Raw genomic sequence first — 19,325 nt, 5'->3', positions numbered from 1 at the left:
TCCGTCAAAGTCAAATGATCAATAACGGGCCGGCCCCGTGCCCATCTCCGGTACCGCCGGTCCGCCGTAGGGCGGCTGCTGCTGGTCGCCCGCGCTCCGCAACGCGGGGGTCAGCGCCCGGCCGACCCGCTCGACCAGCAGCGTCATCTCGTAGGCGACCAGACCGAGGTCGCAGTCGGACGCGGCCAGCACCGCGAAGACCGAGCCGTTGGCGATGGACATCACGAACAGCAGCCCGCGGTCCATCTCCACGACGGTCTGGCTCACCCCGCCGGCGTCGAAGATCTTCGCCGCGCCCTGGGTCAGGCTCATCAGCCCCGACGCGATCGCCGACAGCTGATCCGCCCGCTCGGGCGGGAAGCCCGCCGAGTACGCCATCGGGAGCCCGTCGGAGGACACCACGACGGCGTGCGCGACCTTGGGCACCCGATCCGCGAAATTGGTCACCAGCCAGTTGAGATCCTGCCCGCTCACCGGGCGCCTCCGTTCCCACCCTCGTCCTGCGAGGGAGACTCACGATCACTACCAGCCACCGGACCGCCCGCGGCCCTGTCGCGCGGCGAGCCGTCACCTCCGGACACCGCGTCCTCGCCGGACCCGGACGGTCCCGACGGGCCGCGTGCCTCGGTGCGCCCACGGCGGACGCCGCTCTGCAGGCTGGCGAACCGGCTCCGCACCACGTCGGCCGACTGGGCCGGTGGCATGCCGCGCGGAGCCTCCTCCGGCGGCGCCGGCTGGGCCGCGGCCGCCTGCGGCTGCTGCGACGGTACCTGGGGGCGGCGGGGCGCCACCGCGCCCGGCACCCGGTTCCTTCCGGGCACCCGCTTGGGCAGGCCCGCGGACGTGCGCTTGCCGGCCACCGGCTCCCGCGCCGCCTCGGCGGCCCGGAACCCGGCGTCGGCTGGAGATTCCCAACCCTTCACGGGATCCTCACTCGGTGTCTGATCGGTCCGGCGCTGGAACCACTCGGACTGCATCGCATCGAAGATCGGCGAGCGTTCCCGCATGCCGGGAGGAGTGGCCCGCTCGGGAGCATGCTCGTCCTGGACCTGCGGGGGCAAGTCCTGGTCGGCGGGCATCCGGTCGCGGGCGGAGCCGTGCGGGGTCTGTGCCGGTGCCCCGTCGCCCGGCCGGCCGTACCCGGAGCCGGCCGGCTCCGGCACGTCGATCGGCCCGGTCACCCAGGTGGGGCGCGACTGAGGTCCGGTGTCGGGAACGGCCGGCTGGGCCTCGGGGACCGCGGGCAGCGGTCCCGTCCGCCAGGGCTCGCCGCCCTGGCGATGGCCCTGTCCGGCCTGGGACGGCGGCTCGGGCATGTCGGGACGGACCGGGCGCTGCCGCATGGGGTGCTGGGCACCCGGCTCGCGCACGGGGAGGCCGCCGCCGTCCTGCCTGGTGTCGTCCGGCTGCTCCTGCCCCTGGGTGCGCCGCCGTCCCGGCAGGGCGCGGAAGCCGCGCAGCCCGCGCGGGCTCTGCCGCGGGCCGGACTCCTGCTCGTGCGCCGAGGGCGGCATCGGCGCGGAGTTCTGCTGCTGCGGGCCGGGGCCGTTGCCGTACGCGCCACGGTCGAAGCCGGAGTTGGCGTTGTCGTAACCGTCGTAGCCGACGTGGTTGTACGGGCCGCTGTCGAAACCGGATCCGTCGTAGGCCCCGTTCTCGTACGCGGGCGCGGGAGGACCGGGCGGCGGACCGTACCCGTCACGGGACGGCCCCGCGGCCAGACGCGGACGGCCTGGAGGGTACTCGCCGGTCTGGTCGCCCGGACGGTACCCGCCGCCCGAGGTGATCGCGGGCGTGGCGGGGGCCGCGATGGCGGCGTACTCCCCGGTGCGCGGGACGTCCTCCACCTGGCCGGGGATCGGCCCGGTGAACCCGCGGGTGCCCACGCCGCCGTGCTCGCTCGGGCTGATCACCGCGTCCGGCAGCACCACGAACGCGGTGAGCCCGCCGGCCTGGGCGCCGCGCAGCTCGACCCGGATGCCGTGCCGGACCGCCAGACGGCCGACCACGAACAGGCCCATGCGGCGGGCGGCGGAGAAGTCGATGACGGGCGGGTTGGCCAGCCGCCAGTTCGCCTCCTCGAGCTGGTCGGGCGCCATGCCCACGCCGTTGTCGGTGATCTGGAGCATCGCGCCGCCGCCGCTGAGCATCTGCCCGGAGACGGTGACGCGGGTGTGCTCGGCGGAGAACACGGTGGCGTTCTCCACCAGCTCGGCCAGGAGGTGGACCAGGTCGCTGACCACCGGGCCGGCCACGGTCATGTCGCCGTGCACCCGCAGTTGCACCCGCTCGTACTGCTCGACCTCGGACAGCGAGGCGCGCACCACGTCGATCAGCGGGACCGGGCGGTTCCACCGGCGCACCTGCTCCTGGCCGCCGAGGACCAGCAGGTTCTCGTTGTTGCGGCGCATGCGGGTGGCCAGGTGGTCCAGCCGGAACAGGTTGGCGAGCTGGTCCTCGTCGCGCTCGGTCTGCTCCAGCTCCTCGATCAGCCGGAGCTGCCGCTCGATCAGCGACTGGCTGCGCCGGGAGAGGTTGACGAACATCGCGTTGATGTTGCCGCGCAGGACCGCCTCGTCGGCCGCCAGCCGCACCGCCTCCCGGTGGACCTCGTCGAAGGCCCGGGCGACCTGGCCGATCTCGTCGGTGGAGTCCACGTCGATCGGCTCGACCTCGATGCCGTCGGCCGCGGCCTCCGGATCTCGCAGCCGGTCGACCAGGCCGGGCAGCCGGGTGCCGGCCACCTCCAGCGCCCCGGCGCGCAGCCGCTGCAGCGGGCGCACCAGCGAGCGCGCCATCAGCGATGTGATCAACAGCACGATCACCAGCAGCAGCGCCACGGCCGCCGCCTCGATGACGGCCGTGGTGCGCGCGTCGCTCTTGGAGTCCCCGCTCAGCGAGACGATCTCCTCGGCGACGGACCGCTCGACGCTGCGCATCTTGTCGAGCATGGCGGTCATCGACTGCCGGACCAGTTCCCTGGAGGCCGGCGCGACCAGTCCTCTGGGCAGCAGCCCGCCGGTGGCCGCGGCCGCCGACAGCGCCCGCTGCCGCAGGTCCCTGGCCTGGTCCACATCGGTGCCGACCACGGTGTCCTCGAACCGCTGCCGCTGTTCGAGCGTGGCGGCGGCGCGGAAGGCCGCGATCTCGCTGTCCTCCTGCGCGCGGGCCGCCGACAGCGCCTCCAGCTCCTCGGCCGCCAGCCGGCCGGTCCGCGCGCCGATCATCAGCAGCGCGCGCTCGCGCGACACGCCGTCCTTGGCACGGGCCAGCGCGCCCAGCGCACGGCTGGACGCGGCGAGCCGGTCGTCGGCCACGTTCTGGGAGATCCCGTCGAGCATGCCCACCAGCTCGGAGACGGCCTCGGAGTACTTCTCCAGCACCGTGAAGGCGGGCACCTTGCTCTCGGTGGCCAGCGCGCGCAGCGCCTCGATGCCGTCCAGGCGGCTGATCACGAGCCGCGCGTCGTTCACCGCCTCGGTGCCGAACGAGCCGTCCACCTCGGCGGCGGCGGTGCGCAGCCGCGCGACCGTCGCGTCCGCCTTGCGCTGCTGGTCGCGCAGCGCGCGCAGCAGGTCGGGGTCGCGCCTGGCGGTGATGTACTCCACAGAGGCGTCGCGCTCGGCGGCGAACTCGTGGACGAACGCGGTGATACCGAGGCCGAGTTCGGCCATTCGCTCCACCCGCCCGTACGCGTCCGCGCGTCCCGTCGACTGGGAGATCCGCACGCCACCGAGCACCACGGCGGTGACCGTCGGCACCAGGATCAGCACGATGAGCCGCTGCGGCACGCGCCAGTTGCGGAGCCGGAGCCGTCCGGACCGCCGGGTCTTGGGGGCCGGCCGAGCCTCAGGCCGCACAGACCTGGGGCCGCCGTCGCCGGCCGTGTCGCTCGGTTGCATCCGCCGTTTACACCCTCTCCGTCACAATGCCGCGGCCATACATGCGGTGCGCCGCCGCCGATGTGCGTGCGGGGAACAGTCTCTGGCCTACAGCGCTCGACATTGCAGCACATCCGTCGATGTGCCGCAAAGGACACTGGAAGACTTCCTGAAGTCCGGCGAGCCATTCATGTTTTCATGTCCTCCTGTCCGGTTTACCGAACACGTCTCGTCACTCAGAGTGATCGAACGCCCGGTGTTCATGCCGGTACGTACCGTGATGACCGGGCGGTATCACCCGTCGGTCACCACCCCGCCCACCCCGCCTGATCTTGGGAAAGGACGTCGTGATAACGCTGTGAAATGACCCGGCTATCCACCGCGACGATCTTCCATGAATGCGCTCCGCGGTTCCCCGAATACGGTCCCGGCCATATCCGGCGACGCCGGCGGACACAAATCGCCGGTGCCACTCCGGGCACAACCGAGGGGCACGGCGCGACCGGGCCCGCACGGGGGTGCGCCCGGGCCGCCGCCGAATCCGCCGTGATCTCATTGATCACAATCGTCCCACAGGACACAAGACAGTCACACGATTCCGGGCAACTCACGCATGCCGGTCAAGGTCCGATACGCTCCCGGCTACGCCTGATCAACTGAGGCGCGGTGCGAGCCGGTGGGCGCCGCCATCAGCGGCCGCCCGGCTCGACCCCCCGCTCGCCGCGCAGCCAACCCCCTGTCGAGTTAAAGGAGTGCCATGAGGCAATCCGGACGTTCACGACGTCTCTCCCTGGTTCTCGGTGCTCTCGCCCTGGTCACGTCCATGGTGACCGCGTGCGGAGACTCCGAGTCCTCGGGCGCGGGCGACCTGGAGAAGGACACCGTCACGGTCGCCGCCCTTCCCCTCGTCGACAGCGCGGCGATCTACATCGCGCAGAAGCAGAAGCTGTTCGAGGCCGAGGGCCTCAAGGTGCAGATCAAGCCCATCGCCCAGAGCATCGCGGCGCTCCCCGCGCTGGCCAAGGGCGAGGTCGACTTCATCTCCGGCGCCAACTACGTCTCGTTCCTGGCGGCGCAGGAGAAGGGCACGCTCAAGCTGAGCATCGTCGCCGAGGCCGCCACCCTGACCCCGAACATGGTGAACGTGGTGGTCAACCCCGACTCGCCCATCAAGACGATGAAGGACCTCGAGGGCAAGACCATCGCGGTCAACATCCTCAACAACATCCAGTCCCTGACCCTGGACGCCATCTTCAAGGCGAACAACATCGATCCCAAGAAGATCAAGTACGTGACGGTGCCGTTCCCGCAGATGGGCGCCGCGCTGCAGAAGAAGCAGGTCGACTCCGCCAGCATCGTCGAGCCGTTCCTGTCGGACGTGCAGAAGAAGGCCGGCGCCAGGGTCGTGGTGAACGGCGGCGCCGAGCCCGTCACCAACATGCCCCTGAGCGGCTACGTCAGCACCCAGGACTTCACGTCCAAGAACCCCAAGACCACCGCGGCGTTCCAGCGGGCCATCATCAAGGCCCAGCAGATCGCCGCCAGCGACCGCAAGCGGGTGGAGGAGGTCCTGCCGGGCTACGCGCGCATCGACCCGCAGGTCGCCTCGGTGATCACGCTGCCCGGCTACCCCACCTCCCTCAACGCCACCCGGATCCAGCGCGTCATCGACCTCATGACGGCGGCCGGCCAGCTGAAGCAGAAGCCGGACGTCAAGTCCCTGCTGTTCCAGTCGACGGCCTGACCTAGGGAATCACGATCAGTTCATGACGATTCAGTCGACGCCGCCCCGGCGGCTCTCCCGCACCGGCACGTGGGTGCGGGGAGCCGTCGGGGTGGCGGTTCTTTTCGCCGCCAGCGAGGCGCTGGGCAGGGCCGGGATCGTGGACCGTTCCTATCTGCCGCCCGCCTCGGACGTGGTCGTCCGCGCCGCCGAGCTGGCCACGGACACAGAGTTCCTGTTCAACGTGCGGGTCACGCTCACCGCCTGGGCCCTGGGCCTGCTCTCCGCCATCGCGATCGCGGTGCCGCTGGGCCTGCTGCTGGGCAGCGTCCCCGCCGTCAACACCGCCACCCGCGCCATCGTGGAGTTCCTCCGCCCGATCCCCTCGGTGGCCCTGATCCCGCTGGCCGCGCTCCTGCTGGGCTCCGGCCTCGAGATGGAGGTGCCTCTCATCATCTACGCCTCGAGCTGGCCCATCCTCTTCAACACCATGTACGGCCTGGACGAGGTCGATCCCACCGCCAAGGACACGCTGCGCAGTTTCGGCTTCGGGCGCATGCAGGTCCTGCTGCGGGTCTCGCTGCCCAGCGCCGCCCCTTTCATCGCGACCGGGATCCGCCTCGCCGCGGCCATCGCGCTGATCCTGGCCATCGGCACCGAGATCCTCTCCGGCTTCGGGGACGGCCTCGGCACCTTCATCGGTGAGGCGGGGATCACGCTCAACGGCGTCGAGGACGTCCTGGCCGGCACCGTCTGGGCGGGCTGCATCGGCCTGATCATCGACGCCGCCCTGGTCCGCGGCGAACGCCGCGTGTTCCACTGGCACCACGCTAGGCAGGCGTCATGACAGCGGCCACCGTCACTTCGCGAAGCGCCGCCGGACGAGACGCCGGACGGGTGCGCGCCCTCACGGTCGGGGTGCTCCAGCGCTGGCTGCCGCTGGCGATCCTGGTGGTGTGCTGGGAGGCGGTGACACGCACCGCGACCAGCGCGTACTTCCCGCCGCCCAGCGACATCGTGAAGGCGATGCACGAGCTGTGGTTCACCGGACCGGCAAGCCATCTGTTCCTCAACGAGGAGGCCACCGGCAACATCCTGCCCAGCCTGGGACGGCTGGCGCTGTCGCTCTTCCTGTCCGCGCTCGCCGGCATCGCGCTGGGCATCCTGCTCGGCCGGTCCGACCAGGCGATGGCCTACCTGAACCCCGTGCTCCAGTTCGCCCGAGTGATCCCGCCGCCGACGCTGGTGCCGGTGTTCGCGGTGCTGTTCGAGTTCGGCACCCAGATGCAGGTCGCCTCGATCATCTTCAGCGCGATCTGGCCGATCCTGCTCAACACCGCCGACGGCGTGCGCTCGGTCGACCCGGTGCAGGCCGACACCGCGCGGGTGTTCCGGCTGTCGCGGACGGAACGGCTGCGGTACCTCATCGTTCCGTCGGCACTGGTCAAGATCTTCGCGGGGCTGCGGCTCGCGCTGTCGCTCTCGCTGATCCTCATGGTGTTCTCCGAGCTGCTGCCCGGCACCTCCAACGGTCTCGGCTACGAGCTGACCAACGCCCAGAGCCAGTCGGACGTCCCGACCATCTGGTCCGTCATCGTCCTGCTCGGCATCCTGGGATACCTGTTCAACACGATCCTCCTCGCGGTGGAGCGGCGCGTTCTGGCCACCCACCGGGGGGCGCGAAAGGCGGCTTCATGACGACCGGCTTCACGGTCCGCGACGCGTTGTACGACTTCTGCCGGCGGACCGGGATGACGACCGTCTTCGGGAACCCCGGCTCGACCGAGCTGCGGATGCTGCGCGGCTTTCCCGACGACTTCACCTACGTGCTCGCCCTGCAGGAGAGCGTGGCGGTGGCCGCCGCGGCCGGCCACGTCCTCGGCACCGGACGGGCCACCCTGGTCAGCCTGCACTCGGCCGGCGGCGTCGGGCACTCGCTCGGCGCGGTGTTCAACGCCTACCGCGACCGGGTCCCGCTCGTGATCATCGCGGGGCAGCAGAACCGCGCGCTGCTGCAGACCCGCCCGTTCCTCGGCGCGGACGAGCCGGCGACCTTCCCCCGCCCGTACGTGAAATGGAGCCGGCAGCCCGAGCGCGGCGAGGACGTGCCCGCCGCGCTCGCCGAGGCGTACCGGGTGGCGATGACGCCACCGCGCGGACCGGTGTTCCTGTCGGTGCCCGAGGACGACTGGGACCTGCCCGCCGAGCCCGTCGCCGAGCGGACGGTGCACACCGGCTTCACCGCCTCCCCCGAAGCGCTCCGCGAGGTCGCCGACGCGCTCAACGCGGCGGCGAACCCGGTGCTCGTGGTGGGCTCCGGGGTGGACGACGAGGGCGCCATGCCGGTGGTGACCCGGCTCGCCGAGCGCACCGGCGCGCCGGTCTGGATCAGCCCGCTGTCGGGACGGTCCGGGTTCCCCGAGGACCACCGGCTGTTCCGCGGCTTCCTGCCGCCCGTCCGCGACCAGGTGCGGGCGCGGCTCGAAGGCCACGACGTCATCCTGGTGCTCGGCGCGCCCGTCTTCACCTACCACGTCCACAACGAGAACCCCGGGCCGGTCGTCCCCGAGGGGTCGCGGCTGTTCCATCTCGACTGCGACCCGGTGCAGACGGCGTGGACACCCGTCGGCACCAGCGTCCTCACCACCATCCAGGCCGGCGTGTCCGGGCTGCTGGACCTGGTGGACGAGGTGGAGCGCCCGGCGCCCGAGCCGCGGGAGCGCCTGGCCGCGCCGCCCGCCACCGACCCGCTGGACGCCGGCCTGGTGTTCGAGTCGCTGCGGGAGCTGATGCCCGAGGACGCCGTCGTCGTCGAGGAGGTCCCCAGCTACCGGGACGACTTCCACGCCCGGTTCCCGATCTCCCGGTCCGGCGGGTTCCTCACCACCGGCAGCGGCGCGCTCGGCTGGGGCCTGCCCCTGGGCGTCGGACGCGCCCTGGCCGCCGGTCCGGGGGAGCGCGTGGTCAGCCTGATCGGGGACGGCTCGATGATGTACTCGATCCAGGCGCTCTGGACGGCCGCGCAGCACAACGCGCCGATGACCGTCATCGTGCTGAACAACCACGGCTACGGCGCGGTGAAGGCGCTCGGCCGCAGGATCCAGATCCCGGCGGTGCCCGGCTGCGACATCCGCGACCTCGACTTCGTCAAGGTCGCCGCGGGCCTGGGCGTGCCGGGACGCCGAGTGGACGAGGCCGCGGCACTCAAGGCGGCACTGACCGAGGGGCTGGCCCACGAGGGCCCGTTCCTCCTGGACGTCGGCGTCGCCGGCGACGAATCGGCGATGTACGAGCCATGGGCGAGGTGAGCGGCATGCTGGAGATCACCGGGCTCGGGCACTCCTACGGGTCCCACCGGGTGCTGAACGACATCAACCTCAAGGTCGCGCAGGGCGAGCTGGTCAGCATCGTCGGCCCGTCCGGCTGCGGCAAGTCCACCCTGCTGCGCTGTATCGCGGGGCTCATCCAGCCCACCGACGGGGGGATCGTCCTCAACGGCACGCGCACCCAGGGCGTACCGGACGACCTGGCCGTGGTGTTCCAGGACTACAGCCGTTCGCTGTTCCCCTGGCTCACCGTCCGCGACAACGTGGCGCTCCCGCTGCGGCGGCGCGGCATGGGCAAGCAGGAACGGCGCGCCGCCGCGCAGCAGGCGCTGGAGTCGGTGGGCCTGGGCGACGCGGGACGCAAGTACCCCTGGCAGCTTTCGGGCGGTATGCAGCAGCGCGTCTCCATCGCCCGTGCCCTCGCCTACCGGCCGTCCCTCATGCTGATGGACGAGCCGTTCGGCTCGGTGGACGCGCAGACCCGCGAGGACCTGGAGGACCTGGTGCTGCGCGTGCACCGCGACGCGGGCATGACGATGCTGCTGGTCACCCACGACATCGACGAGAGCGTGTACGTGGGCGACCGCGTCGTCGTGCTGGCGCGCAACCCCGGCCGCATCGCGGCCGAGCTGCCGGTGGGGCTGCCGTCCATCCGTGACCAGATCGAGACGCGGGGCATGCCCGAGTTCGTCCGGCTGCGGACCGAGGTGGGACGTCTGGTGCGCGGCGGCGCACAGGCCGATCCCGTGTCCACGGACGACCTCAACACCCACTGAAGCACCACCCGCTGCAACACCCATCCCTGAGCGGCATGCCGGCCGGCGCGTCCCCCGCCGACGCCGGCCGGCATGCTCCCCCGCCCCGTCATTTGGCGTCGGCGTAGGAGCCGACGATCGCGATCCCCATGGGGAACACGACGGGAGTGCGGCCGAACAGCAACCTTCCCGCCTCTTCGGCGGAGGCGTGCACGGCGGCGGCGACGTCCTCGGCGAGCTCGTCCGGGGTGTGCACGATGACCTCGTCGTGCTGGAAGAAGACCAGGCGGGGCGGCCCCAGCTCGGCCAGCCTGCGCCGCAACGTGGCCAGCAGGATCAGCGCCCATTCCGCCGCCGTGGCCTGCACGACGAAGTTGCGGGTGAAGCGTCCCCTGCTGCGCAGCGCCTGCGCCGCGGTGACGGTCTGCGAGCGGTCGTCCTCGGACGGGGGATCGCCGTCCCCCGCCGTGGTGAGGCGGCGCCAGCCGTCCGAGGGCGGCGGGCAGGTGCGGCCCAGCCGCGACCGTACGAGGTCACCGCGCTCGCCCGCGCGGGCGGCCGCCTCGACATAGTCGAACGCCTGCGGGAACCGGCTCCTGAGCACGGCCAGCAACCGCACGGCCTCGCCCGTGCCGCCCCCGTACATCGCGGACAGCAGCGCGATCTTCGCCTGGTCGCGCGCGCTGCGCTCGCCCGTCGCCGTGCCGCGGAACGCCTCCGACAGCGCCTCGTACAGGTCGCCCTGGGCGGCGGCCGCCGCGAACGCGCGGTCGCCCGCCAGCGCGGCCAGCACCCGCGGCTCGAGCTGGGCCGCGTCGGCCACCACCAGCGACCAGCCGGGGTCGGCGACCGCGGCCTTGCGCAGCACGCGCGGGATCTGCAGCGCGCCGCCGCCGTTGGTGGCCCACCGGCCCGACACCACCCCGCCGACCACGTACTCGGGACGGAACCGTCCGCCGCTGACCCACGTGTCCAGCCACGACCAGCCGTGCGCCGTGTGCAGCCGCGACAGCTCCTTGTACTCCAGGAGCAACGGCACGGCCGGGTGGTCGATCCTCTTCAGCACATGCGCGCGGGTGGAGGTGACGGGCAGCCCGACCGAGGCGAACGCCTTGAGGATCTGCGCCGGGGAATCCGGGTTGACCGGCGTCCGCAACCCGAACGCCTCGCTGATCCGGTCGGCGAGCGCCTGGAGCCTGCGCGGCCGCATGCCCCCGGTCGGGCGCGGACCCAGCAGCTCGGTGAGCACGGCGTCGTGCCGCTCCGCCGACCAGGGCAGGCCGTCGTGGCTCAGCTCCGCCGCGACCAGCGCGCCCGCCGACTCGGCCGCCGCGAGCAGCGCGAACCCGGGCAGCTCCGCCATCCGCCGCCGCTGCTCGGCGTGGACGGCGACGACCTGCTCCAGCGCGTCGTCCCCGGCGTGCGCGGTACGGTCACCGGCGCGCGCCGGCCCCCCGGTGGCGTCATCGGCGACATCGTCGAACAGGAAGCCCTGTGGCTGTGCCTCCCGAGGCGGCGGCGGGTCGGCGGGAACGGGAAGGCCGTGCAGACGCGCCCACGCGGCCCGGACGGAGCGGGGCTCGCCATGCCGGCCCGCGTGCCCCAGCAGCAGGCCCTCGACCAGCTCAAGGTCGTGGCAGCGCGCCACCCGTACACCCGCCTCCAGTAGCGCGGGGTAGAGGCGCGCGGTGGACGGCCACACCCAGCGCGGCGCGTCGGCGCGCTCGCGGTCGGCGATGGCGGCGACCAGGTCGGCGACGGTCTCGACGGGACCGGCGGGCGCTCCGCGGTCGTCGAGACGCCGCAGCGCCCCACCGCCGTCCCGCCTGGCGGCCACCGCGATCCTCACCAGGCCATTCTGACCCGCGGCACCGACAGAACGGCCGGGGAGGAAGGGTCCTCACGAAACGGCACCGCTCCCCCCGCCGGGCGGAGGGAGCGGTGCGGCGACGGAAGCGGATCAGGCCGCCAGCGACACCGGCTGGCCGGGCTGGATGTCGCCGTAGCGGTCGACGACCTTGTTGAGCTGGATCTGGTAGTAGAGCACCCCGAAGCCGATGAGGCCCAGCAGGAAGCCGATGCCGCCGCTGCACGTGGGCTGGAGGCCCGCGGCGCGCTGCGCCTGCGAGATCCGCCCGGCGAGCTTGACGTACATGATCAGCGGCCAGATGCCCAGCGTGATGAACCCGAAGATCAGCGACAGCAGCGCGTTGGTGGCGGCGTCGCCGGTGCGCCGGTCGTAGGCGAACAGCTCCGCGTGCACCTTGTAGAACCACACGAGCCCGTAGATCCCGAGCGTGATGATCGGCAGGCCGAGCCAGGCCCCGAGCGGGTTGCGGCGCTTCATGTTGTATCCGGTCGCGACGACGGGGGCGTGCTGCTGCGCGGGGACGGGGGCCTGACCGCCCTGGTAGTGCTGCTGTTGACCCTGGCCCTGCTGGGGGTAGCTCATGCTGTCTTTTCTCTCCCGTATGCCCGCCGCGGACCATGGTGGTCCCCCGGATCGGCGGCGAGTGATGTGAAGTCCTGACTGAGTATCGACACTGTACGGGAGCGCGGCACCGCTGTCCTGGAACAGCTTGAAATGTCCGGCGATTTTGAGCAATCGCCCAACATGGACGCCTATCGCAGCGGGATCCTCACCTCGTCCTCGCACGGCGGGTCGAGTTCCTGGTCGCCGCAGCCGGTCACGGCGTAACAGCGGATGCGCAGCGTCTCCGGAGTGACGTCCAGGCGCAGAAAGCTCTTGAAGAAAGGCGGCCGGTCCCAGTCGGCCATCTCCGAACGGAACCGCTGCCGCACCTTGCGCACCGGCAGCCGTGTCATTCCGGGACGGCGCCTCTCGCCGCGCGGCACGCCCAGCAGCGAGGCGACGAACCGCACCCGCCACGACGGCACGCCGCCTCGGCCCGGCGCGCCTCCGCGCCTCCCGTCCATGCCCCTGGCATTCGAGGACGGGGACGGGTCCTCGCCGTAGCCGCGTCCGGGCGTGATGCCGAGCCGGTACCGGATGGCCGCGGTCGCCTCCTCCGGTGTGAGCTCGAACAGCTTGGGCAGCCTGAACACCCGCCCGTACAGCTTGCTGTAGCGCGACAGCGAGTCGCCGCGCAGCGGGTAGCAGCGGAACTCGCTCTCGTCCGTCACGCGCGTCCTGGGAATGGTGTGGGTGGCGTGCATGAACGCGCCGCCGCCACCCGACACCAGGTACTGAACGGTGCGCCGCTTCGAGGGACCGGCGCCGTCCGCGTCGTCCAGCCGCACGGGATAGCGCTGGTAGTTGTGGATGTCGCCACCGATCGCCGCGACGTAGTTGTGGGCCGGATCCTTGACGATCGCGTCGACCGTGCCGCCGCCCTCGATCGGGCCGGGCCGGAGGCTGTCGTCCACGTACAGCGGCTTGCCGGTGATGAGCAGCTTCGGCTTGGGTCCCGCCGACACCTCGCGCAGCCAGGCGCCCTGGTCCCGGTCGATACCGCCGGTGATGCCGGTGTCGATGCCCACGATCCGCAGAGCGGGGGTGTCGATGGCCCAGTACGGGCCCGGCTGAAAGGAGCGTTGCCTCGGCGTGCCCCGGAACCGGTCGCGCGCCGCCTCCAGGGCCTCGCCGTCCACCTCACCGGAGCGGCGCCACAGCAGCCGGGGCACGAGGCGGAGCGGCCCCGGCCACGGCTCCGGCGAGCAGTCCAGGTCGAGGTCGCAGAACACGCGCAGGAACGCGCGCAGCCCGTCGTACCAGTCGTGGTTGCCCGGCACGGCGTAGATGGGGCCGGGGTAGCCCTGGTACGGGCGGAAGAACTTGTCCGGGTAGTCGGCCGCCTCGCCGCACGGGTAGATCACGTCGCTGGCGATGACCATGAAGTCGGTGTCGGAGCCCACGCTCAGGGCGGCCGGCACCACCGCGTACTGCGACCGGTCGCCCTCCCCCGTGTCGCCCAGGAGCAGGAACGAGAACTCCTCGTCCGAGCGATGCATGGTGAACCCGGCGCGTGTACCCCGGTCGGTCAGCGCGGATATGCAGCGGCGGCGGATCCCGTTGGACGGATCGCCGAAGAGCTTGGCGATGACGTCGTTGCGGGAGCGCCACAGCACCAGGGGACGCCGCCAGGAGAACGCCGACACGCGTTCGGGCATCAGGTCGTAGAAGCCGCCCCGTTTCGTGCAGGCCCAGCCCGCCCCCGCCTCGGAGTCGCGCGAGTTCTCCGGCCTGTCGGGCGTGGTTTCCGATGCCACGGCGTCCTCGGCGCGCACGGGCAACCTCCGGGGGGAAGTGGGTCGGGACGACCACATATTGTGCCGTCCGCGTCACTCGCCCATCTAACGGTTCCGAAAGCCCCATTGGCGTTGAGGGGAACGAGAGAAGGGCCTTGGCGCGCGAGGGGAAGTGACGCGGACATGACGAGCGCCGGTGTCAACCCCCCGTGGACACCGGCGCCCTCACGTTCAGGGCGTCTGTGCGCATCATGAGTCCCCCCAGAACGGCGAGCTGTCGCCTTCTCATGATGCCGGCACAGACGTCCCGTAGGTCCCTAATGGCGGGACGTCATCCACGTTATACGGATGTCCGTAATGCCGGAGTCAACCCCTGTCCCCGCACGGTCAAAGATCGGGTTCCGCCTGCCCGCCCGCCTGTGGGGCGAGCACGCGCAGCGCCCCCGGCATGACGCGGGCGGTCACCGGCAGCGTGCCCGGAAGCTCCCCATCGGCCCCGTACGGCAGGGTCCTGCCGGGCGTCGCCAGCTCGATCCGCACCTCGCGGCCGCGGACCACCTCCACCTGCGGGCGGCGGACGTGCGACCCGTCCTCCAGCTCCCGCATCACGGAGAAGAACAGCGTCCGCGAGGCGTGCTTGATGACGACGACGTCGAGCAGCCCGTCGTCCACCGCGGCGTCCGGGGCGATGTGACGCCCGAAACCGTAGAAGCCGGAGTTGGCGGCGACCACCGTGTACCCGCGCCGTTCCATGACCTCGCCGTCCACCGTGATCCGGTAGTCGGCGGGACGCCAGCCGAGCACGGCGCGCAGCGCGCCGACGTAGTAGGCCGCCGAGCCGCGCAGCAGCCGCGTCCTGTTGGCGTTGTCGTTGGCCACGGCGTCCACCCCCGCGTACACGCTGCCCAGGACGGGGGTGCCGTTGGCCTCGATGACGTCCACGGCGCGCGGCTCGCCCTCCAGCAGCAACGCGGCCAGTTCGGGCGGGGCGGACGGGATGCCCAACTGCCGCGTGAAGTCGTTGCCGCGCCCGGACGGGACGATGCCGAACGGCGCCTCGGTCCCGGCCAGGGCACCGCCGACGCAGCCGACCATGCCGTCGCCGCCCACGCCCAGCACCACGTCGCCGCGCTTCGCCGCCGCCCGCGCCAGCGTGGCGGCGTGCCCCAAACCGCGGCTGTACTCCACCAGGACTTCGGCGCCTGCCTGGCGTAACTCGCGCGCGAGCGCGACCAGGGTGCCGGCGCCCGCCGACCCGCCGGCGGCGGGATTGACGATCGCGGTGAACGCGCGGGGGTGTCGTGTCTGTTCTGTCATCGCGGCCGCTCCTCGGGGGGCGAATCGTGAACGCGGACCTAGGGAGCAGTCAGGGGATGAGCACACCCGGGTTCAGGATGCCGGACGGGTCGACCCGGCGCTTGACCGCCCGGACGATCTCCACGCCCAGAGGCCCGATCTCGCGGGCGTACCAGTCGCGGTGATCGGTGCCGACCCCATGGTGATGCGTGATCGTACCGCCCGCCGCGAGGATCGCGTCATTGGCCGCGTGCTTGGCCTTCTCCCAGTGCTTCACGGCCGCGTCGGCGTTCCCGCCTTCGCCGCCTCCTTGCGCGGAGACCACCGTGAAGTACAGCGAGGCCCCCGCCGCGTAGACGTGCGAGATGTGGCACATCACCAGTGGTGGCGTGCCCGCACCCGACAGGACGCGGATCAGCGCCTCCCGCACCGCCGCGTACAGGTCCGGGACGCGCGACCAGTACGTCGCGGTCTCCAGCGTCTCGGCGAAGGCGCCCACGTCGAGCAGCGCGTCGCGCAGGTACGGGGCGTTGAAACGGCCGTGCTCCCATCTCTCTCCGGGCTCGGAGCCGAGCGGCTCACCGCCCAGCCCGGACAGGACGGCGCGGACGGCCGCACGTCGCTGGGCGATCTCCTCGGGCGTCCCCTCGTACCCGAGGATCGTCAGGCAGCCGGCGGACCCGGACGACGTGCCGACCGCCGACGGATCGGCCAGCCCGATCGCCGTCTCGGTCTCGTCCGACAGCCGCGCCACCACCGGGAGCGGGCCATCCTGGGCGAGCCGGCGCAGCGCGGCGGCGCCCGCCGGGAACGACGGGAAGCGCCACCCCTCGTACGCCGTGGCCTCGGGGACGGGACGCACCCGTACCGTCACCGACGTGATCACGCCGAACGCGCCCTCCGAGCCCAGGACGAGCTGCCGCAGATCGGGGCCGGCGGCCGAGCGGGGCGCGCGGCCCAGGTCAAGGGTGCCCTCGGGGGTCGCGGCCGTGAGCCCGGTGACCATGTCGTCGAAGCGCCCGTACCCCGCCGACGCCTGGCCGCTCGACCGCGCCGCCGCGAACCCGCCGATGGTGGCCCACTCGTACGACTGGGGGAAATGCCCGAGCGTGAACCCGCGTGCGCGCAGCAGCGCCTCGGCCTGGGGCGCCCGCAGGCCGGGCTGCAGCACGGCGGTCCGGGACACCGGGTCGAGCGAGACCAGCGCGTCCATCCGGCGCAGGTCGAGGGCGATGAACGCGCCGGCGCCCCGCGGGGCGAGCCCGCCGACGACCGACGTTCCGCCGCCGAACGGCACGACCGCCACGCCGTGCTCCGCGCACGCCTTGAGCACGGCCAGGACCTCGTCGTGCGTGCCGGGAAGGACCACCGCGTCCGGCGCGTCCGAGACCTCGCCGGACCGGATGCGCAGCAGGTCGGGCGTCGACTTGCCCCGGGTATGCCGGATCCGCGACTCGGCGTCCACGCGCACATGCTCCGCACCGCCGACCGCGCCGGCGAGGGCGTCGACGCAACCCTCGGGAAGGCGGGACTCGGGCACCGCGATCTCGTCGAGGGCCACCGGCGGGGCATCGCCGGCGGGCACTCCCAGCAGGTCGCGCAGCAGCGTCACCACGGAATCCGGCAGGGGCGTGGCACGGGCCGGGTCGCCCCAGCCGCTCCAGAGCATGTCCCGGGGAACGTCCATGGCTTACACTGTGACACATGGCGTCAGAACGTCACAACAGGAGACCCGACGACGCGGTCCTGGACGCCGCACGCGACTGCGTCCTCGCCGTCGGCGTACGCCGCACCACGCTGACCGACGTCGCCAGGCGCGCCGGAGTCTCCCGGATGACGCTGTACCGGCGCTGGCCCGACGTCCGCACCCTCGTGGGCGACCTCATGACCCGCGAATGGCTGGCCACCGCCCGGGCCGCACGACCCCCCGCCACCGGCCCCACCCGGCCCCGGCTCGTCAAGGGCCTGGTCGATGGGGTCGCCGCGCTCCGCGCCCACCCCCTGCTCCGCAAGATCATCGAGGTGGATCCGGAGCTGCTGCTCCCCTACATGCTCGACCGCTGCGGCGCCAGCCAGCTCGCGCTCCTGGAAATGATCGAAGCGGACCTGCGCGACGGCCACGCCGACGGCTCCATCCGCCGCGACAACCCCCGCCGGCAGGCCCGCGCCCTCCTCCTGGTCGTCCAGTCGTTCACGCTGTCGGCTCCCACCATGACCGATGACACCGACCCCGACCTGGACGACGCCGCCTTCGACACGGAACTCGAACACATCCTGGAAAGGACCCTGGCGCCATGAGCTGTGCTTATTGGCAAGCACGAGCTGCGCTCGTCGCTGGCGCTCCTCGCTTGTCGTGCTTGCGGCGATCGCTGCATCGCTCCGACTCGCCCAGGGGCTCGCTCCGCGATCAGGGTCTCGCTGGCGCTCGCCCCTGCCTTCGGACGCGATCGCAGCGCTTGGGCGCCGTTCGGGGCTGGGGTTGGGGGCTGGGGTGGTTGAAAGGGGTCTTTATGGCGGGCGCGAGCTGCGCTCCTCGTCCGGGGGCTTTTCGGTTGGGTGGTTGGTGCTGTGAGCGGGCCTGAGCGGTCGTCGCTGAATGCGGGTCGGCGGGCGCGGGAGTTGGAGGCGCTTCCCGGCGAGGTGGTGGACGTCCTGGTCGTCGGGCTCGGCGCCACCGGGGCCGGTGTGGCGCTCGACGCGGCGTCCCGGGGGTTGAGCGTCGCCGCGGTCGACGCGCACGACCTGGCGTTTGGGACGTCCCGTTGGAGTTCCAAGCTGATCCACGGCGGGCTGCGCTACCTGGCGTCCGGGCAGGTGGACGTGGCGTACGAGAGCGCCGTCGAACGCGGGATCCTGATGGAGCGCACGGCACCGCACCTGGTGCGCGCCCTGCCGTTCGTGCTGCCGCTGACCTCGCTGGTGTCGCGGCGGGACGCGGCGGTCATCCGTGGCGGGCTGGCCGCCGGGGACGTGCTGCGGCTGGCGGCGGGCACGCGGCGCGGGACGCTGCCGCGCCCGCGGCGGCTGTCCACGGTGGAGACGCTGCGGCTGGCGCCCGTGCTGCGCCCGTACGGGCTGCGCGGCGGCCTGCTGTCCTGGGACGGGCAGCTCGCCGACGACGCCCGGCTGGTCACCGCGATCGCCCGGACCGCCGCCGCGCACGGCGCCCGGATCCTCACCCGGTGCCGCGCGCTGATCGTGACCGGCGACGGCGCCCTGCTGCGCGACGAGATCACGGGACGGACCCTCACCGTCCGGGCCCGTTCGGTGATCAACGCGGCCGGGGTGTGGGCCGGGGGGCTGGTGGACGGGCTACGGCTGCGTCCTTCGCGCGGCACCCATCTGGTGCTGCGCGCGGAGAGCCTGCGCGGTCTGACGGCGGGCGTGCAGGTTCCGGTGCCGGGTTCGCGGGCGCGGTACGTCCTGGTGCTGCCGCAGGGCGACGGGCGGGTGTACGTGGGCCTGACGGACGAGGCCGCCGATGGCCCGATCCCCGACGTGCCCGAGCCCACCGAGGCCGAGATCGGGTTCCTGCTGGACGTCCTGGACTCGGTCCTGGATCTCCCCGTTCACAGGGACGATGTCGCCGGGGCCTACGCGGGCCTGCGTCCCCTCCTCGACGACGGGGAGGGCGCGACCGCGGACATCTCGCGGCGGCACCAGGTGCTGACCTCGCCCAACGGAGTGGTCACGATTCTCGGGGGCAAGCTCACCACGTACCGGCGGATGGCCGAGGACGCGGTGGACGCGGCGGTCCAAGCCCTGCCGGAGGCGGCCGGGCGGCGGAGCCGGACCGCGCGGATCCCGCTGGTGGGGGCCGCGCCGCCGCGCGAGCTGTCCGCGCTCGACGCACCGCCCCGGCTGGTCCGCCGGTACGGGACGGAGGCGCCGCTGCTGGTCGCGCTGGCGCGTGACCTCGGGCACGGGCTCGAACCGGTGGCGCCGGGGTCGCCCGTGCTGGGCGTGGAGCTGGAGTGGGCGGTACGGCACGAGGGGGCGCTCGACGTGGCCGACCTGCTCGACCGGCGCACCCGGATCGGCGTGGTGAAGGCCGACAGGGACGCCGCCGCCCCGGCCGCCGAGGCCGTGTTGCGCCAGAAAGGTCAGCCAACCGGAGTGGCACGACGATAGAAGT

Annotated in this window: 14 protein-coding genes; 7 read left to right on the top strand and 7 right to left on the bottom strand. The window is 72.5% G+C overall.

Translation table 11 applies throughout. The features are described 5' to 3' along the window. Positions 1 to 18: 18 nt before the first annotated feature. Together QSK21_RS10590 and QSK21_RS10585 are read right to left on the bottom strand one after the other, a co-directional pair. Positions 19 to 474 (bottom strand): roadblock/LC7 domain-containing protein, encoded by a 456-nt coding sequence (locus QSK21_RS10590; protein WP_285695306.1) that lies wholly within the window; start codon positions 472 to 474, stop codon positions 19 to 21. Then, the gene (locus QSK21_RS10585; RefSeq protein ID WP_285695305.1) at positions 471 to 3,791 is read right to left on the bottom strand and encodes a sensor histidine kinase; all 3,321 of its coding nucleotides are present in this window, start codon (positions 3,789 to 3,791) and stop codon (positions 471 to 473) included. The genes QSK21_RS10590 and QSK21_RS10585 overlap by 4 nt, the downstream gene beginning before the upstream one ends. A gap of 847 nt (positions 3,792 to 4,638) precedes the next feature. Here QSK21_RS10585 and QSK21_RS10580 point away from each other — a divergent pair. The 5 genes from QSK21_RS10580 to QSK21_RS10560 are packed head-to-tail and all read left to right on the top strand — an operon-like array spanning position 4,639 to position 9,706. Continuing rightward, on the top strand, positions 4,639 to 5,625 hold the full coding sequence (locus tag QSK21_RS10580; protein WP_285695304.1) for an ABC transporter substrate-binding protein: 987 nt from the start codon (positions 4,639 to 4,641) through the stop codon (positions 5,623 to 5,625). A 22-nt stretch (positions 5,626 to 5,647) separates the two neighbouring features. After that, positions 5,648 to 6,451, top strand: a complete 804-nt coding sequence (locus tag QSK21_RS10575; protein WP_285695303.1) for an ABC transporter permease — start codon at positions 5,648 to 5,650, stop codon at positions 6,449 to 6,451. Further along, a complete protein-coding gene (locus QSK21_RS10570) occupies positions 6,448 to 7,302 on the top strand; it encodes an ABC transporter permease (protein ID WP_285695301.1) in 855 nt (284 codons plus the stop codon). The genes QSK21_RS10575 and QSK21_RS10570 overlap by 4 nt, the downstream gene beginning before the upstream one ends. Next, positions 7,299 to 8,912, top strand: coding sequence for a benzoylformate decarboxylase (gene mdlC, locus QSK21_RS10565; protein ID WP_285695300.1), 1,614 nt, complete (start codon positions 7,299 to 7,301; stop codon positions 8,910 to 8,912). Before QSK21_RS10570 ends, mdlC begins: the two co-directional genes overlap by 4 nt. Beyond that, positions 8,900 to 9,706, top strand: coding sequence for an ABC transporter ATP-binding protein (locus tag QSK21_RS10560; protein ID WP_285695299.1), 807 nt, complete (start codon positions 8,900 to 8,902; stop codon positions 9,704 to 9,706). Before mdlC ends, QSK21_RS10560 begins: the two co-directional genes overlap by 13 nt. 88 nt (positions 9,707 to 9,794) lie before the next feature. On the opposite strand, the gene QSK21_RS10555 is transcribed toward QSK21_RS10560, so the two are convergent. The 5 genes from QSK21_RS10555 to QSK21_RS10535 all read right to left on the bottom strand — a co-directional run bounded on the left by QSK21_RS10555 (position 9,795) and on the right by QSK21_RS10535 (position 16,859). Next, positions 9,795 to 11,534: a bifunctional 3'-5' exonuclease/DNA polymerase gene (locus QSK21_RS10555; protein ID WP_285695298.1), complete on the bottom strand. Its 1,740-nt coding sequence runs from the start codon at positions 11,532 to 11,534 to the stop codon at positions 9,795 to 9,797. Positions 11,535 to 11,645: 111 nt separating this feature from the next. Next, a complete protein-coding gene (locus QSK21_RS10550; RefSeq protein ID WP_285695297.1) occupies positions 11,646 to 12,137 on the bottom strand; it encodes a DUF4234 domain-containing protein in 492 nt (163 codons plus the stop codon). 170 nt (positions 12,138 to 12,307) lie between these two features. Next, positions 12,308 to 13,915 carry a metallophosphoesterase family protein gene (locus QSK21_RS10545; RefSeq protein ID WP_285695296.1) on the bottom strand — a complete coding sequence of 536 codons (1,608 nt, stop codon included), beginning with the start codon at positions 13,913 to 13,915 and terminating at the stop codon, positions 12,308 to 12,310. A 366-nt stretch (positions 13,916 to 14,281) separates the two neighbouring features. Further along, on the bottom strand, positions 14,282 to 15,211 hold the full coding sequence (locus QSK21_RS10540; RefSeq protein WP_285695295.1) for a diacylglycerol/lipid kinase family protein: 930 nt from the start codon (positions 15,209 to 15,211) through the stop codon (positions 14,282 to 14,284). A gap of 49 nt (positions 15,212 to 15,260) precedes the next feature. Further along, on the bottom strand, positions 15,261 to 16,859 hold the full coding sequence (locus QSK21_RS10535) for an FAD-binding oxidoreductase (RefSeq protein ID WP_502871544.1): 1,599 nt from the start codon (positions 16,857 to 16,859) through the stop codon (positions 15,261 to 15,263). 35 nt (positions 16,860 to 16,894) lie between these two features. On the opposite strand from QSK21_RS10535, the gene QSK21_RS10530 reads away from it, so the two are divergent. Together QSK21_RS10530 and QSK21_RS10525 are read left to right on the top strand one after the other, a co-directional pair. Then, positions 16,895 to 17,488: a TetR/AcrR family transcriptional regulator gene (locus tag QSK21_RS10530; RefSeq protein ID WP_285695293.1), complete on the top strand. Its 594-nt coding sequence runs from the start codon at positions 16,895 to 16,897 to the stop codon at positions 17,486 to 17,488. 270 nt (positions 17,489 to 17,758) lie between these two features. Continuing rightward, on the top strand, positions 17,759 to 19,321 hold the full coding sequence (locus QSK21_RS10525) for a glycerol-3-phosphate dehydrogenase/oxidase (protein WP_285695292.1): 1,563 nt from the start codon (positions 17,759 to 17,761) through the stop codon (positions 19,319 to 19,321). Positions 19,322 to 19,325 lie beyond the last annotated feature (4 nt).

Source organism: Actinomadura sp. NBRC 104412, assembly GCF_030269515.1.
Classification (GTDB): Bacteria; Actinomycetota; Actinomycetes; order Streptosporangiales; family Streptosporangiaceae; genus Spirillospora.
The sequence above is the reverse complement of the archived record's forward strand: the minus strand, read 5'-3'. Positions and strand labels throughout refer to the sequence as shown.